12 protein-coding genes are annotated in these 15,614 nt (G+C 74.0%); 1 reads left to right on the top strand and 11 read right to left on the bottom strand.

Annotation, left to right across the window (positions count from 1 at the left end; genetic code table 11):
- Positions 1-2 precede the first annotated feature (2 nt).
- The 11 genes from B4U46_RS12665 to B4U46_RS12615 all read right to left on the bottom strand — a co-directional run bounded on the left by B4U46_RS12665 (position 3) and on the right by B4U46_RS12615 (position 14,793).
- The gene (locus tag B4U46_RS12665) at positions 3-2,984 is read right to left on the bottom strand and encodes a serine/threonine-protein kinase (RefSeq protein WP_079431721.1); all 2,982 of its coding nucleotides are present in this window, start codon (positions 2,982-2,984) and stop codon (positions 3-5) included.
- Positions 2,985-2,989: 5 nt separating this feature from the next.
- Positions 2,990-4,252 carry a hypothetical protein gene (locus B4U46_RS12660; protein ID WP_079427012.1) on the bottom strand — a complete coding sequence of 421 codons (1,263 nt, stop codon included), beginning with the start codon at positions 4,250-4,252 and terminating at the stop codon, positions 2,990-2,992.
- A gap of 68 nt (positions 4,253-4,320) precedes the next feature.
- Positions 4,321-5,346, bottom strand: a complete 1,026-nt coding sequence (locus B4U46_RS12655; protein ID WP_079427010.1) for a glutamate ABC transporter substrate-binding protein — start codon at positions 5,344-5,346, stop codon at positions 4,321-4,323.
- Between the two features lie 5 nt (positions 5,347-5,351).
- Positions 5,352-6,737, bottom strand: a complete 1,386-nt coding sequence (locus B4U46_RS12650) for a hypothetical protein (RefSeq protein ID WP_100863638.1) — start codon at positions 6,735-6,737, stop codon at positions 5,352-5,354.
- 201 nt (positions 6,738-6,938) lie between these two features.
- Positions 6,939-7,928 carry an N-acetylglucosamine kinase gene (locus tag B4U46_RS12645; protein ID WP_079427008.1) on the bottom strand — a complete coding sequence of 330 codons (990 nt, stop codon included), beginning with the start codon at positions 7,926-7,928 and terminating at the stop codon, positions 6,939-6,941.
- Positions 7,919-9,184 (bottom strand): 6-phospho-beta-glucosidase, encoded by a 1,266-nt coding sequence (locus B4U46_RS12640; protein ID WP_079427006.1) that lies wholly within the window; start codon positions 9,182-9,184, stop codon positions 7,919-7,921. The genes B4U46_RS12645 and B4U46_RS12640 overlap by 10 nt, the downstream gene beginning before the upstream one ends.
- Positions 9,185-9,189: 5 nt before the next feature.
- Positions 9,190-10,041 (bottom strand): carbohydrate ABC transporter permease, encoded by an 852-nt coding sequence (locus B4U46_RS12635; protein WP_079427004.1) that lies wholly within the window; start codon positions 10,039-10,041, stop codon positions 9,190-9,192.
- Positions 10,038-10,979, bottom strand: coding sequence for a carbohydrate ABC transporter permease (locus tag B4U46_RS12630; protein ID WP_079427002.1), 942 nt, complete (start codon positions 10,977-10,979; stop codon positions 10,038-10,040). Before B4U46_RS12630 ends, B4U46_RS12635 begins: the two co-directional genes overlap by 4 nt.
- 4 nt (positions 10,980-10,983) lie before the next feature.
- A complete protein-coding gene (locus tag B4U46_RS12625; RefSeq protein WP_079427000.1) occupies positions 10,984-12,327 on the bottom strand; it encodes an ABC transporter substrate-binding protein in 1,344 nt (447 codons plus the stop codon).
- Positions 12,328-12,395: 68 nt separating this feature from the next.
- Positions 12,396-13,598: an ROK family transcriptional regulator gene (locus tag B4U46_RS12620; RefSeq protein ID WP_079426998.1), complete on the bottom strand. Its 1,203-nt coding sequence runs from the start codon at positions 13,596-13,598 to the stop codon at positions 12,396-12,398.
- 115 nt (positions 13,599-13,713) lie between these two features.
- On the bottom strand, positions 13,714-14,793 hold the full coding sequence (locus B4U46_RS12615; RefSeq protein WP_398898483.1) for a mechanosensitive ion channel family protein: 1,080 nt from the start codon (positions 14,791-14,793) through the stop codon (positions 13,714-13,716).
- A 248-nt stretch (positions 14,794-15,041) separates the two neighbouring features.
- Between B4U46_RS12615 and B4U46_RS12610 the strand changes: the two genes are divergently transcribed.
- Positions 15,042-15,587, top strand: coding sequence for an HNH endonuclease (locus B4U46_RS12610; protein ID WP_079426995.1), 546 nt, complete (start codon positions 15,042-15,044; stop codon positions 15,585-15,587).
- Positions 15,588-15,614: the final 27 nt, after the last annotated feature.

Raw genomic sequence — 15,614 nt, 5'->3', positions numbered from 1 at the left:
ACTCACACCCACGTCCGGGGACGGAAACGGTTGGCCCGCTCCACCAGTTCGATCCTCTCCTCGCCCCGCTGTGCCAGCCGGGCGAGGACGCGGTAGGAGCGCTCCAGGCCGAAGCGCAGCCCCCGCTCGTCCAGTTGACTGCCGAGCAACGAGCTCCGGCCGGGGTCGGCACCCCGGCTACCCGACAGTACCCAGTCCAGGGCCGCGCCCAGAACCTCCGTCGCCAGCCGCTCCTGGCGTTCCGGGTCGAGTCCGAACCGCCGCAACGCCTCGACCTGGTCCGACGCCGCCCCGAGGTCCGCCAGGAGCTCCTCCTGCGGCGACCGGTCGCGCAGGCGTGCCCGTACGGCCGCCACCCGTGCGGCCGTGTAGTGGATCGAGGACTCCGGTACGGACTCCAGCGTACGGACGGCCGCGGCCCGGTCTCCGGAGGCCAGTTGGACCCGGGCCAGCCCGAAGGCCGCGCTCACGAAACCGGGATCGGTGATCCAGACGAGCCGGTAGTACTCGGCGGCGTTGTCCAGCTGGCCCAGGATCTCCGCGCACAGCGCGAGTGCCAGCTTCGGTGCGGGCTCGCCCGGGAACGCGTCGTAGACGGCGTCGAAGGACAGGGCCGCTATCTCGTCGTCCCCGGTGGCCAGCGAGGCGATCCCGCGCGCCCACACCACCCGCCAGTCGTCGGGGTACGTGGCCTCCAGCTCGGCCAGGGCCCGCGCGGCCACGGCCAGTTCGCCCAGCTCCAGTCGGGCCCGCAGCTCCCGCAGCCGCAGTTCGGCGGAGTCGGAGACGGCCGCGCCCAGGGCCCCGAGCAGGTCGGCGGGCGCGGAGGCGAGCAGGCCCGCCAGGAACCCGGCGTTCGGGTCGGCCGGGTCCACCAGCGGCACGGGCAGCGCCAGCGCGGTGTCACGGACGTCGAGCGGAGCCAGCCCCGCGGCCGCGGCGGCGAGGGGGAGGGAGGCGGCGGCGGTCGCCGGAGCCGCCGGGACCACCGGGGCGGGACGGGGCCCGGGCAGCCCGGCGCGGCCCACGTGCGTGGCGCTGGTCCCGAGCACGGAAACCCCGGCCGCGCCCGCGGTGCCACCGCCGACGGCCCCGCCGGGACCCGGCCCGCCATATCCGGAAACGGCCTTCCCCGGCCCGGAGTTCCGGCCGCCGGATCCCGGCGTCCCGGCCCCCGGCACCTCCGACCCCGCAGCGGCGGAGGTGAAGCCCGCCCCCGCCACGCCGGGCCCGGACACGCCCGGCTGCCATGGGGCCCCCGGCACGAAGGGCCGCGGTACGGAGCCCGAGGGCCCGGACGGGCTCCCCGGAGCAGAGGCTTCCGCCCCCGCCGCCCCGGGGCCCTGCGCAAGGGAGCCAGTACCCGGGCCCGCCGCCCCCGCGATGCCCGCCGCCCCCGCGGGGGACTCCGCGCCCGCGCCGGCGGCAGCCGTACCGCGGCGCCCCAGGGCGAAGCCGCGCCGGGGGAGGGGGCGGGTGCCCAGGCGGGAGACCTCCGCGTCCGGGGCGTCCTCGTACAGCTGGGTGTCCGCAACGCGCAGCTCCGGGCCGAACAGGGTCGACAGCTGCGGCCGCGGCCGGCCCGTCTGGAGCGCGACGACCTCCCGCAGCACGCCCGTCAGCTGGTCCGCCATCTCCTGCGCGGAGGCGAACCGCCGCCCCGGATCCGGATCGGTGGCCCGCACCAGCAGCCGGTAGAAGGACTCGTACCGCTGGAACACCTCGATGTGCTCCGGGTCCGGAAGCGAGTCCACGAACACGTTCGTGTAGCCCTGGAAGTCGAACGTCAGCACCGCCAGCGTCCGCGCCACCGTGTACAGGTCGGAGGCCACCGACGGCCCCAGCTCCGCCACCTCCGGAGCCTGGTAGCCCACCGTGCCGTAGATGGCCGACTCCTCGTCGTCCATCCGCCGCACCGCGCCCATGTCGATCAGCTTCAGCTGGTCCTGCTGCTGGATCGCGTTGTCAACCTTGAAGTCGCAGTACAGCAGGTTGCGGCTGTGCAGGTGCCCCAGGGCCTCCAGCGCCTCGATGCCGTAGGCGCACGCCTGCTCCACCGGCAGCGGATCACGCCGCCCGTCCGGCCGGCGCCGGTCGTTGGCGATCTCCTTCAGCGACTTGCCGCCCACGTACTCCATGACGATGTACCCGTCCAGCGAACCCGTCCGCTGGTCCAGGTGCTCCACGAAGTTGTAGATGCGCACGATGTTGGAGTGCTCGATCTCCGCCAGGAAGCGCCGCTCGGAGATCGCCGCCTCCATCGCGTCCTGGTCCCCGGTGTCCAGCAGGCCCTTGAGCACCACCCACCGGTCCGAGACCGCCCGGTCCACCGCCAGGTACACCCAGCCCAGCCCGCCGTGCGCCAGGCAGCCCGCCACCTCGTACTGGCCGTGCACCACGTCCCCGGCGCGCAGCTTCGGCACGAAGGAGTACGGGTGCCCGCACTTGGTGCAGAACCCCTCCGTCCGCCCCGGCCGGTCCCCGCGCGCCCGGCCCACCGGAGCCCCGCAGTCCGAACGAGAGCAGAACCGCTTGCGCTCCGGCACCTCCGGGTTCGCCAGCACCGCCGCCGAGGGATCCGGCCGCGGTACCTCGGGCACACTGACCAGCCCCGCGCCCAGCCGGCTGCGCCCCGAGGCCCCGGACGCCGATCCCGAACTGCGCACCGACACCGACCGGCTGGACCCCGAACCCGGCAGGGAACGCGACAGCCGCCCGGACACCGAGCGGCGCGAGGACGAGGACCGGGAGGAAGCCGAACGCGCCGACGCCGAGGAACGCCCGGAGCCGCGCGAGCCCGCCGACCCCCGGGAGTCCCCGTGCCGAGCGGCGCTCGTCATCCCCGTCGGCGGGGACACCAGCTCCTGCGCGCCCGCCGCGACCGCACCCAGCGGGGCCAGCCCACAGGTGTCGCAGTACACCTCGCCGCCGCCCATGTCCTCGTACGCGCCCGGGCAGCCGGCGCGCAGGCAGGGCGATCCGATCAGGCTCACGCTTCCTCCTCCCCGGGCCCCTCGGGCCGGTGGTCCTCCGGCGGGGCCAGCGCCTCGGCCGCCGCCCGCTGGTAGCGCAGCACCGCCCCTTCCGCCGCCCGCAGGTCGCACGGTGCGCTCCACAGCATCCGACGGGCCGTGTCATACCGCTCGACCAGCAGCGGATCCTCCGCCAGGCCGTGCCGGGCCACCTTCGCCCGGTACGCGTCCAGCCGCCCGCGCAGCTCGGCCCGTACCGCCAGCGGCGCCGTCACCGCAGTCAACGATTCGCGGGCCCGCCGGAGTTCCTCCTCGGCCCGGTCCTCCAACGCGTCCAGCAGCGGCGACAGCCGGTGCCACTGCGACCGCCTGCGGTACTCGGCCGCCGCGGCCAGCTGCTCCTGCAGGGCCGTCGGCGGGCCGCTGACGGCCGGCACCTCCGACGCCGCGATCTTCGCCAGCACCTCCCCGCGCGCCGTCCGCGCCTCGGAGAGGGTCCGGTCGGCCCGCGAGAGCACGTCCCGCAGGGCGATCAGCCGGGCCTCCGCGTCCTGCCGCACCGTCAGGACCGCCTCCACCTCCCGGCGTACGTCGTCCAGCGCGCGGGCCGCCCGGTCGTAGCGGGCGGTGTCGGGCCGGCCGCCGCCCGGGGCGGAACTCCCCGAGGCGGGCACCCAGAACGCCAGCGGATCGGCGATCACCGCCTCCCGCAGCTGCGCCAGCTCGGCGGTGATCTCCTCCAGGTCGTCCCCCGACGGGTGCTCGCCCGGCCGGACCCCCACCGAGTGCGCCAGTGAACGCGTCCGGTGCAGCTCGGCGGCGAGCAGGTCGATCCGCGCGGGCAGCGCCGACCACACGGCGTCGGCGGCGACCACCACGTCCAGCGAGGCGGCGTACAGCTCGTTCATCCGGGCCACCAGCTCGGCGAGCGAGAACCGCTCCGCCAGCCCGGCACCCTCCACCCCGGCCCCCGCGATCGTCACACCCGGCCCGCGCAGCCGCTCCGTCAGCTCCGCCAGGTCCTCACGGCTCGGCCAGCGACGCCGCTCGCGGATCTCCCGGGCGGCGGCCAGCGCCCCGCTGTAGGCGTCGAAGTACGTCCACAGCCGGGTCACGGCCGCGTCGGCGGCGGCCCAGCGCTCCTTGGTGACCCCGCTCAGCGCCGCGCCCTCCAGCAGCCGGCGCCCCGCGTGGTCCTGCAGCGCGAGCAGCGAGGTCTCCACGGCCTCGTGCTCGGCGCCCAGGCGGGTCAGCGCCCGGTCCACCTCGTCCCGGTCCATCAGCCCCGTCCGGCTCACGTACGGCTCCGATCCTGCCCCGCGAACATGCGGTACCCCCACCACCGGCCTCAGCCCTCCCGGTATTCGGGCGCGGGCGGCACCGCGGCCTTGGGCAGCACGTCCTCGAAGTGCTTGCGGTAGGACGTCGCCCACCGGCTCTGGTCACCGCCCGCGCGGTAGTCCTCAAGCACCTTGTTGACCCGGCGCACCAGGTCCGGGGCGTCCTTGTTCATCGCCACACCGTAGAACTCGCGGGTGAACGGCGCGCCGACCAGCTGCACCGACGGATCCTGCGCCGCCTGCCCGGCGGCCAGCGCGTTGTCGGTGATGATCCCGTCGACCTCGCCGAGCTGGAGCCGCACCAGGCAGTCCAGCTGGTTCGGCACCGACACCGGCACCGAGCCGTAGCCCTGGGACTTCAGGGCCGCCTCCGCGGTGGATCCCGCGGCCGTGCAGATCCGGCGGCCCTTCAGCGAGGCGTCGTAGCCGGTGATCGGGGAGCCCTTGGGCGCCAGGACCTGCTGGCCCGCCTCGAAGTAGGCGGTCGAGAACGCCACGTCCTCCAGCCGCTTGCAGTTGATCGTCATCGTCCGCACCACGATGTCGACCCGGCCCTCCTGGAGCGCCGGGATGCGCTGGCTCGTGGGGATGGCCCGGTAGATGACCGCCTCCTCGTTGCCCAGGATGTCCTTGGCTATGGCCTTGACGAGGTCTATGTCGAAGCCGTCGAGGTGCCCGTCGGGGTTGCGGTAGCCCCACTTGAAGCTGTTCTGGTCCACGCCCGCGACCAGCTTGCCCGCCTTGCGGATCCGCTCGATCGTCGGCCCGTCCAGCGCGGACGGCCGCAGACTGGCCTCCGGGTGCTGGCAGGTGTCGGTGAGGGTGAACGGGGCCGCCGCCACCGACGCGGGCTCGCGCACCACCCCGGGGTGGTGCCCGGTGCCCGGCGAGGAGTGCGCCAGCGGCAGCAGCACCGCCGCGGCCGTCATCGCGCAGGCGGCGGCCATCGCACTGACCCCGCCCCAGCCGCGCAGCCGTCCCGCCGCCCGCCGCAGCCGGCGCTCCCGCTCCGCCGGTGTCCGCCGTATCCGCATCGCACTCACCTGTACTCCGAAAGCCTGCGACCGATACCGAGGAGGGCCGCGCCGGCGCCGACGACCGCGAGCGCCGCCGCTCCCGTCGCCAGCCCGCCCAGCGCCCCGAGCCCGCCCCGCGCGGCCAGGGTGAACTGCTTCTGCTCATGGGCCACGGCCTGTTCCAGGGAGGCGTCCACCGTGTCGAACGAGGCCCCGCTGCTGTCCTCGTGGCCCTTGCCCCCGATCACCTGGGGCAGGGCGAGCTCGTAGTCGCCCCTCATGTCCGACTCCCGCGCCGCCGCGTGCCGCTGCTTCCACTGCGCCGCGCCCGCGGCCGCCTTCGCCACCGGATCCCGGCCGCTCGCGTCGTCGGCCAGCTCCAGCGCCCGCGCCAGCCCCGCGTCGAGCTGCTTCATGTTCTTCGCGTAGTCCACGTCGTACTTGTCGGACTTCTTGTCCTCGGCCAGTACGGCGCCCCGCGCGATCAGCGTCAGGTTCTCGTTCGCCCGCGCCTGCAGGGAGGCGATCCGGGCGTCGTTGAGCACCTTCAGCGATTCCTGCCCGTCCGCCCGCGCCTCACCCAGGCCGGACCGGGCCACCGTCTGCCCCACCGTCAGCCACACCAGCACCACGGCCGTCGCCGCCGTCGCCGCCAGCAGACCGTGGTTGAAGACCCGGTGCGTGAGCAGGTAGTTGCGCCGCTGCGCCCACACCAGGGCCCCGAGCGCCAGCACCCCCGCGCCCGTCGCCGCCAGCGGCCAGCCCCGGGCCTCGTCGTAGTCCGTGTACAGCCGCCCGGTCTCCGCCTCGTACAGCCGCTGGGCGGCAGGCAACAGCACCGTGCTCATCTGCTCGTTGGCGTAGCGCAGGTACGCGCCGCCCAGCGGCAGGCCCTGCCGGTTGTTCGCGCGGGCCTGCTCGATCAGGCCGGTGTAGCGGGGCAACTGCTCGCCGAGTAGCGCGATCTCCTTGCGGGACTCCCCGCCCGCCCCGGTGTTCGCCGCGGCGCTCACCAGCAGCCGGGAGGCGTTCGCCATGTCCTTCTCGTAGCGCAGGCGGACCTCGCGCGGCTCCTGCGCGCCCGCGAGGAACCCGCTGGAGGAAGCCGTGTCGGCGTCCGCCAGGGAACGGTAGATGCTCGCCGCGTCCGCGCTCAGCGGCTGGCTGCGGCCCACCACGTCCTCCGCGGCCGTCAACCGGCCCGAGACCTCCCAGACGGCCACCGCACCGAACAGCAGCACCAGCGCCGCCAGCACCGCGCCGATGATCCGCAGCCGGCCCGGCTCGGTCGTCGCCGTCGCGCGCAGCCGCTCCACGCCCTCGGCCCAGGCCGTACCCCGCCCGGCCGGCCCGGCGGGCACCCCGGCGGCACCGCCCCCGGGCGCGGACGGGCGTGTCGTGATGGCCACCCTGACCTCCCCCTCGGTCCCTCTGCTCCGCAGCAGTATGGCCGTAGTGGCGCCGGACCACAGCACCCGGTGCTCGATCTTGGACGATCCCCTCCCCGGACCGCCCCGACCACCCTCCCCCGACCTCCCCCGCCACCCCTTCACCGTCAATACGCCGGACCCGCCCCCACGGTTCCCCGCGCACGCGCCCCCGGCCCGGGTTCACTCGAATTGGGCACGGAGCCTCGCGTGCGCCCCCGCCGGGGCACCGGCGGCGTCCAGGCCCAGCAGGGCCGCGCCCAGGACCGGCGGGGCCGTGACCACCGAGGGACGGGCGTGCGGGGCGCGGGCGGCCAGGAGCTGCACGATACGGGCGTCGAGCTGCCGGTGCCCCGCCGCGAGGACCCCGCCGCCCAGCAGTACCGGCACCTCCTGCGCCAGCAGCCCGAGCCGCTCCAGCGCCACCGACGCCAGCGCCACCACCTCCTCCGCCTGCCGTTCCACGATCGCCGAGGCCACCGCGTCGCCCGCCGAAGCCACCGCGAACAGCACCGGCACCAGCTCGTGCAGCCGCCCCCGCGGGATCCCGCCCAGGTGCAGGCCCTCGATCAGCCCGGCCATCGCCGTCAGCCCGAAGTGCCCCGGCAGGGCCTTCGCCAGCGCGGTGGGCCCGCCCCGCCCGTCCTCGGCCCGCGCCGCCCACCACACGGCCTCCTCCGCCAGCCCGCTCCCGCCGCCCCAGTCCCCGGAGATCCGGCCCAGCGCCGGGAAGCGCGCGGTGCGCCCGTCGGGCAGCAGGCCCACGCAGTTGATGCCCGCCCCGCACACCACGGCGACCCCGCGCTGCCGGTCCACCCCGGCCCGCAGGACGGCGAACGTGTCGTTGCGCACCTCGACGGCCGGCGCCCAGCCCCGCGCGGCGATCGCGTCCGCCAGCTGCCGCTCCTCCACCGGCAGGTCGGCGTTGGCCAGACAGGCCGAGACCCGGACGGCGTACGGCGGCCCGGCCAGCCCGGCGGCGCAGGCGGCCTCCGCGACGGCCTCCCCGAGCACGTCCACGGCCGGATCGACCCCCGTCCGGGGCGGCTGGAAGCCCCCGGAACGGCCGGTTCCCAGGACCGTGCCGTCGGCGCCGACCAGGGCCGCGTCCGTCTTGCTGTTCCCCGCGTCCAGTGCGAGCACCGCGGCGGGGGCGGGGCGGCTCACGCCCATGGCAGGTGCTCCTTGTTGTGTGCGAGCAGCCGGTCGGTCAGCGCCTCGGCCAGGTCGAACTGACCGACCAGCGGATGCGCGAGGAGGGCCCGGGCGACCCGTTCGCGACCGCCGCGCAGCGCGGCGTCCAGCGCCAGGTCCTCGTACGCCGTCACGTGCGCGAGGAGTCCCGTGTACAGGGGGTCGGGGCGGGGCACGGCCAGCGGGACGGGACCGGAGCCGTCGACGGCGGCCTGGACCTCGATCACCGCGTCGTCCGGGAGGAAGGGCAGGGTGCCGTCGTTGCGGGCGTTGACCACCTGCACGGCCGGGCCGCCGCCGCCCAGCAGGGCCGCCGCGAGGTCCACGGCCGCCTCCGAGTAGAAGGCCCCGCCCCGCTTGGCCAGCAGCGCGGGCTTCTCGTCGAGCGCGGGGTCCGCGTACAGGGCGAGGAGTTCGCGTTCCATCGCCGCGACCTCGGCCGCCCGCGAGGGCTTCTCGCCGAGCTCGCGGACCACCTCGTCGTGGGAGTAGAAGTAGCGCAGGTAGTACGAGGGGACGACGCCGAGCCGGTCCAGCACCGCCCGCGGCAGCCGCAGGTCGGCGGCGATCGCCTCCCTGTGCTCGGCCAGCAGCCGGGGCAGCACGTCCTCGCCCCCGGGCCCCCCGAGCCGTACGCCGAACTCCCAGGTCAGGTGGTTGAGGCCGACGTGGTCGAGGTGGATCTCGGCGGGCTGGGCGCCCAGCAGCGCGGCGAACTTCCGCTGGAGGCCGATGGCGACGTTGCACAGCCCGACCGCCTTGTGCCCGGCCTGGAGCAGGGCCCGGGTGACGATCCCGACGGGGTTGGTGAAGTCGATGATCCAGGCTCCGGGGGCGGCCCGCCGCACCCGTTCGGCGATGTCCAGCACCACGGGGACGGTGCGCAGGGCCTTGGCCAGTCCGCCCGCGCCGGTGGTCTCCTGGCCGACGCAGCCGCACTCCAGCGGCCAGGTCTCGTCCTGCAGCCGGGCCGCCTGCCCGCCGACCCGCAGCTGGAGGAGGACGGCGTCCGCGCCGGCGACGCCCGCGTCCAGGTCGGCGGTGGTGGTGATCCGGCCGGGGTGCCCCTGCCGGGCGAAGATCCGCCGGGCCAGGCCGCCGACCAGCTCCAGCCGTTCGGCGGCGGGGTCGACGAGGACGAGCTCGGTGACGGGCAGGGTGTCGCGCAGCCGCGCGAATCCGTCGACCAGTTCGGGGGTGTAGGTGGAACCGCCGCCCACCACTGCGAGTTTCATCGCTTTCAGCCTTTCACGCCGGTCAGGGTGACGCCCTCGACGAACGCCTTCTGGGCGAAGAAGAAGAGGAGGATCACCGGGGCCATGACGAGCACGGTCGCCGCCATGGTGAGGTTCCAGTCGGTGTGGTGCGCGCCCTTGAAGGACTCCAGGCCGTAGCTGAGGGTCCAGGCGGCGGGGTTGTCGGAGGCGTAGACCTGCGGGCCGAAGTAGTCGTTCCAGGCGGCGAAGAACTGGAAGAGGGCGATGGACGCGATGCCGGGCTTCGCCATCGGCAGGACCACCCGCAGCGGGGTGCGCAGCTCGCCGCAGCCGTCGACGCGGGCCGCGTCCAGGTACTCGTCGGGGATGGTGAGCAGGAACTGGCGCAGCAGGAAGACGGAGAAGGCGTCGCCGAAGGCCATCGGGACGATCAGCGGCCACAGGGTGCCGGACAGGTCGAGCTGCTTGGCCCAGAAGAGGTACATGGGGATGACCACCACCTGGGGCGGCAGCGTCATCACGGCGATCACGAGCAGCAGGACGAGCCGCCGGCCGCGGAAGCGGACCTTGGCGAGGGCGTAGGCGACGGGCACCGAGGACACCACGGTCAGGAGGGTGCCCAGGCCCGCGTAGAGGAGGGTGTTGCGCCACCAGGTGAGGAATCCGGGGGTGTGCCAGACCGTGGCGTAGTTGCCCCATTCCCAGGTCCGCGGCCACAGGTCGCGGGTGAGGGCCTGCTGGTCGCCCATCAGGGAGGTGAGGAGGAGGAAGACGAAGGGGAGGACGAAGAACAGGGCGGCGGCCACGGCCAGCGCGTGCACGCCGATCCAGTGCAGTACGGCCCGCCGGGCGCCGCGTGCGGTGCTCATGGTCATGCGTCCGCTCCCGTCAGTCCGCCGCGGCGGCGCATGAGCAGGGCGGTGAAGGCCATGGAGAGGGCGAACAGGACGAGCGCGAGGACGCAGGCGGCGCCGTAGTCGAAGCGCTGGAAGCCGAGGTTGTAGACGAGCTGGGGCAGGGTCAGCGTGGACTTGTCGGGGTAGCCGGGCTCGAACTGCTGCCCGGAGCCGCCGATGACCCCGGCGGCGGTCTTCCCGGCGACGAGCGGCTGGGTGTAGTACTGCATGGCCTGGATGACCCCGGTGACCACGGCGAACAGGATGATCGGGGAGATGTTCGGCAGGGTGATGTGCCGGAAACGGGCCCAGGCGCCGGCCCCGTCGAGCTCGGCGGCCTCGTACTGCTCCTTCGGCACGTCGAGCAGGGCCGCCATGAAGATCACCATGAGGTCGCCGACCCCCCACACGGCGAGCGCGGTCAGCGCGGGCTTGGACCAGCCGGGGTCGGTGAACCAGCCGGGAGCCGGCAGCCCCACGCCGTCGAGGAGGGTGTTCACGGGGCCGGTGCCGGGGTTGAGGAGGAAGACGAAGGCGAGCGTCGCGGCCACCGGCGGGGCCAGGTAGGGCAGGTAGAACAGGGTGCGGAAGATCCCGGCCCCGGTCTTGACCTTCGTGACGAGCAGGCCGGCGCCCAGGCCGAAGACGACCCGGCAGGACACCATGACCACGACCAGCCACAGGGTGTTGCGCAGGGCGGGCCAGAAGAGCGGGTAGTCGGTGAAGACGTAGCTCCAGTTGGCCGTGCCGTTGAAGGCGGGCGGGCGGAAGCCGTCGTAACGGGTGAAGGAGAAGTAGGCGGTGGACAGCAGCGGGTAGGCGAAGAAGACGGCGGAGCCGATCAGCCAGGGCGAGAGGAACGCGGCGGTCCGCAGGGCGGCCCGGCGGCGCTTGGCCAGGAGTGCGGGCGGGGCCATCGGACTACTCGGCCTTGGCGATGTCGGTGTCGATCTGCCGGGCCGTGGCGGCGAGACCGGCCTGGAGGTCGGGGACCTCGCCCTTCTCGGTGCGGTAGGCGAAGTCCTGGAACGTCAGCTGGTAGGTGCCGCCGTCCGCGCGGGCGGGGGTGGTGCCGGACTTCGGGTGCCGGGCGATGTCGAGGAAGGTCCTGGACTCCGGGGTCACCTTCAGCTGCGGGGACTGGAGGGCGGCCAGCGTCGAGGGCACGTTGTGGATGGCGTTGGCGAAGGAGACCACCGCCTCGGTGTCGGTGGTCATGTACCGCACGAGTTCCCAGGCGGCGTTCTGTTTGCGGCTCGCCGCGGATATCCCCATGACGGTGCCGGAGAGGTATCCCTTGCCGTAGTCGGCGGCCTGGTCGTCCGGTACGGGCAGCGGGGCGGTGCCGACCTCGAAGGAGACCCCGGCCTCCCTGGCCATCTCCGGCCGCCATTCCCCGTCGATCTGCATGGCGACCAGCCCCTTGTGGAAGGGGTGTCCGGCGCTCCACTCGTCGCCGAACCCGGCCCGGAACCGCTCCAGCTTCTCGTACCCGCCGAGCTTGTCCACCAGGTCCTTCTGGGCGGTCAGCATCTTCGCGAAGGCCGGGTCCTTCGCCAGGCTGGAGCTGCCGTCGGCGGCGAAGTACGCGGGGCTCCACTGGGCGGCCAGGCGCATGGGGGTGGTCTCGTAGCCGTGGAAGGTGGGCATCACGCCGAGCTGTTCGTACGAGTCCCCGCGCGGCTTGGTCAGCTTCTGGGCGTCCTCGGTGAACTGGCTCCAGGTGCGGGGCGGTTCGGTGATGCCGGCGGCCGCGAAGGCGGTCTTGTTGTAGACCAGGCCGTAGGCGTCGCTCAGCAGGGGCAGCGTGCACTGGTTGCCCTTGAACTGCGTGTACTCCAGCAGGGTCGCGGGGAAGACCTTGGTCTTGTCGACCCCGGACTTCGCCAGGAAGGGGTTCAGGTCGGTGAAGGCGCCGGAGGCGCAGAACGTGCCGACGCTGTCGGTGCTGAAGGAGGAGACCACGTCGGGGGCCTTGTCGCCGCCGGCGCGCAGCGCCTGGTTGATCTTGTCGTCGGTCATGTTGCCGGTGACCTTGACCTTGATGTTCGGGTGCGCCTTCTCGAAACGGGCGATGTTCTCCTCGATCGCCTTGACCTCGCCGGGCGCGGACCAGCCGTGCCAGAAGGTGAGGGTGGTGTCCGCCTTCGGGTCGTCGGAGGCGGTGGCGGCGCCCTGGCCGGTGCAGGCGGTGGCGAGCAGGGCCAGGGCGGATAGGGCCGCCAGTGCGGTGGCCGCGGTGACGGGGCGTCCGGCTGTGGGCATGGCGGGGCTCGCTCTCTGGGGGAGGAACTTCCGGTGAGGGGATGCCGGTCGGGGGTGGGGTCGGGGGTTCAGCGGGAGGTGTCGAAGACTTCCTCGCGGGTGGTGGCCAGCGCGCTCTCCAGGGCGCCGCGCAGGACGGGCCGTTCGCCGACCTCGCCGGGGACCAGCCGGGGCCGGGAGGGGGCCAGCTCGGCGAGCTCGGCCTCCAGCAGGGCGCGCAGCGGGTCGCCGCCCGCGGCGATCGCCTGCCCGGCGAGGACCACGAGCTCCGGGTCCAGTACGGAGACCAGCGAGGCCAGACCGGTCGCGAGGGCGGTGGCGTACGAGCGGAGGAACTCCAGCCGGGCCCCGTCGGGTTCGGCGGCGGCCTGCCGCAGCAGGGCGACGGCGGCGGCCACCTGGGCCCCGCGGGGGAGCCCGGAGGTGTCGATCCCCGCCTCGGCGGCGAGCGCGGGCAGCACCTGGACGCCGGCCAGCTCCTGGTAGCCGCCCGTGTTGGCGCGGGCGACCTGCCGGACCAGGGGGTGTCCGGGGACGGGCAGGAAGCCGACCTCGCCGGCGCCGCCGGTCCAGCCGCGGTGCAGCCGGCCGCCGAGTACCAGGGCGGCGCCGAGGCCCTCCTCGTTCCACAGCAGGACGAAGTCCTCGTGCCCGCGGGCCGCGCCGAGCCGCTGCTCGGCGACGGCGGCGAGGTTGACGTCGTTCTCGTACTCGACCGGGACGGGCAGGGTCGCGGCCAGTTCGTCGAGCAGGGTGGGGGAGTGCCAGCCGGGGAGGTGGCTGGCGTAGCGCAGCCGGCCCGAGCGGGGGTCGAAGGCGCCGGGGGTGGCGATGACCACGCGGTGCAGGTCCTCCAGGCCGAGGCCGGCGTCGGCGAGGGCTCCCGCGAGGGCGCCGGTGACCTGGCCGACCGCGTCGGAACCCTCGGCATAGGGGAGCTCGAAGCGGCCGGTGACGGTGCCGGTGAGGTCGGCCACGGCCGCGAGCACCCGGTCGGGGGTGACGTCGAGGCCGCCGACGTGGGCGGCGCGGGCGTTGAGCGCGTACAGCTGGGCGTTCGGGCCGGGCCGGCCGCCGTCCGTTCCGGTGGCCACCACCAGCCCGGCGGCCTCCAGGCGGGCCAGCAGCTGGGAGGCGGTGGGCTTGGAGAGGCCGGTGAGCGCTCCGATGCGGGTCCGGGACAGGGGGCCGTGCGTCAGCAGCAGCTCCAGGGCGGCGCGGTCGTTCATGGAGCGCAGCAGGCTGGGCGTTCCGGGCGTGGCGGCGGGCATGACGAGGCTCTCCCTCACCGAAGCGAACTGTTAGGTAAGTTTCCTATCGCCTGCTGAGCCCTGTCAATGAAACCGCCCCGCCGGAACACCGGCGGGGCGGGCGGGGACCGCGTGACTACTTGGGGAGCCGGGGCGCGGCCGGCGGCGGGATCGGGGTCGTGGCCAGGGACTGCGGCGAGGCGGGGTTGGCCAGCACCGACGGCGGGGCGACCGAGGCGGACGGGTCGGCGGCCGCCTCCTCCTCGCCGGCCGCCTGGAGGCCGCCGATGATCCGGATGCCGGCGGCGTCGAAGGCCTCCTTGATCCGCCAGCGCAGCTCGCGCTCCACGGCGAACTGCTGCCCCGGCATCGTCTTCGCCGACACCTTCACGGTCATCGAGGCCAGCAGCACCTCGTCCAGCCCCAGCACCTCCACCGGGCCCCACAGGCGCTCGTCCCACGGGGACTCCTTGGCGAAGGCGTCGGCCACCTCCTGAAGGGTCTCGCGCAGCCGCGCGAGGTCCTCGGTCGGCTTGACCTGCACGGCCACGCCCGCGGTCGCCCAGCCCTGGCTGAGGTTGCCGATCCGCTTGATCTCGCCGTTGCGGACGTACCAGATCTCGCCGTTGTCGCCGCGCAGCTTGGTCACGCGCAGACCGACCTCGATCACCTCACCGGAGGCCACACCCGCGTCGATCTTGTCGCCGACGCCGTACTGGTCCTCCATGATCATGAACACGCCGGACAGGAAGTCCGTCACCAGGTTGCGGGCACCGAAACCGATCGCCACACCGGCCACACCGGCACTCGCCAGCAGCGGCGCCAGATCGATCTTCAGTGCCGCCAGCACCATCAGCGCGGCCGTACCGAGGATCAGGAACGAGGCCACCGAGCGCAGCACCGAACCGATCGCCTCGGAACGCTGGCGCCGCCGCTCGGCATTGACCAGCAGCCCGCCGAGCGCGGTGCCCTCGACGGCCTCCGCGCTGGTGTTCATCCGGCTTATCAGCTTGGTCAGCGCCTTGCGCACGACCGAACGGAGCGCGGCCGCGATCACGATGATCAGCAGGATCCGCAGGCCGACGCTCAGCCAGGTGGCCCAGTTCTCCTCGATGAAGCTCGCGGCGTTGGTCACGCTCTCGGCGGCGTCGTCGGTGGCGGTCGCTGCCAGCGGGAGCAGGGTGGCGGGCGAGGGCACGGGGGAACCTCCAGGCATAGCGGCCTGCCCGTGGAAACGGAACGCGGTGTACGGGCAGGTCTTCCACACTAACGGGGCTCGGGCCCGACCTCGTTGCCGTGTTCGAGGGAGAGACCGCCCTCACCTGGGGATGAAGGGAGTGTGGTTGAAAACACCTCGGGCCCGTTACCGGCGCGTGGTGGCGTTTCGACCAGCCGTAAGGGGAGACTGGAAAACAGATCGTCCCGGCGCGAGCCACGCGCCGCCGGCGTACAAGGAGGCAGTCCGTGCCGCACGTCCTGGTCCTCAACGCGTCGTACGAGCCCCTCGGCGTCGTACCGCTCCGCCGCGCGCTCGTCCTCGTCCTGGAGAACAAGGCCATCTCCCTCGAGGAATCCGGCGCCTTCCTGCACAGCGCGACACAGGCCGTCCCCGCTCCCAGCGTGGTCCGGCTCAAGCGCTTCGTGCGGGTCCCCTACCGGGGGCCCGTTCCACTCACCCGCCGCGCGCTGTTCGCCCGCGACGGCGGCCGCTGCATGTACTGCGGGGCCGTCGCGACGAGCGTGGACCACGTGATCCCGCGCAGCCGGGGTGGCCAGCACGCCTGGGACAACGTGGTTGCCGCCTGCCGGCGCTGCAACCACGTCAAGGCGGACCGCCACCTGCTGGAACTGGGGTGGAGGCTGAGGCACCAGCCGGCCCCGCCGTCGGGGCTGGCGTGGCGGATCATCGGGACGGGGCACCGGGACCCGCGGTGGATGCCGTACCTCCAGCCGTACGGCGCGGAAGACGCGCTGGAGCGCATCGGGGTGGGGGTCGCCGCCGCTTCCTGACGGGGTGCCGCCGCGCGCGGCGGCACC

It is taken from the genome of Streptomyces katrae, from assembly GCF_002028425.1.
GTDB lineage: Bacteria > Actinomycetota > Actinomycetes > Streptomycetales > Streptomycetaceae > Streptomyces > Streptomyces katrae_A.
Note: the sequence above shows the minus strand (reverse complement) of the source record. Positions and strands in the feature narration are given on the sequence as shown.

What these genes read in the sequence shown, in the direction of transcription:
- B4U46_RS12635 (WP_079427004.1), bottom strand. Translation starts at nt 10,041, where the DNA reads ATGACCATGAGCACCGCACGCGGCGCCCGGCGGGCCGTACTGCACTGG.
- B4U46_RS12630 (WP_079427002.1), bottom strand. Translation starts at nt 10,979, where the DNA reads ATGGCCCCGCCCGCACTCCTGGCCAAGCGCCGCCGGGCCGCCCTGCGG.
- B4U46_RS12615 (WP_398898483.1), bottom strand. Translation starts at nt 14,793, where the DNA reads ATGCCTGGAGGTTCCCCCGTGCCCTCGCCCGCCACCCTGCTCCCGCTG.
- B4U46_RS12640 (WP_079427006.1), bottom strand. Translation starts at nt 9,184, where the DNA reads ATGAAACTCGCAGTGGTGGGCGGCGGTTCCACCTACACCCCCGAACTG.
- B4U46_RS12655 (WP_079427010.1), bottom strand. Translation starts at nt 5,346, where the DNA reads ATGCGGATACGGCGGACACCGGCGGAGCGGGAGCGCCGGCTGCGGCGG.
- B4U46_RS12660 (WP_079427012.1), bottom strand. Translation starts at nt 4,252, where the DNA reads ATGGACCGGGACGAGGTGGACCGGGCGCTGACCCGCCTGGGCGCCGAG.
- B4U46_RS12625 (WP_079427000.1), bottom strand. Translation starts at nt 12,327, where the DNA reads ATGCCCACAGCCGGACGCCCCGTCACCGCGGCCACCGCACTGGCGGCC.
- B4U46_RS12645 (WP_079427008.1), bottom strand. Translation starts at nt 7,928, where the DNA reads ATGGGCGTGAGCCGCCCCGCCCCCGCCGCGGTGCTCGCACTGGACGCG.
- B4U46_RS12620 (WP_079426998.1), bottom strand. Translation starts at nt 13,598, where the DNA reads ATGCCCGCCGCCACGCCCGGAACGCCCAGCCTGCTGCGCTCCATGAAC.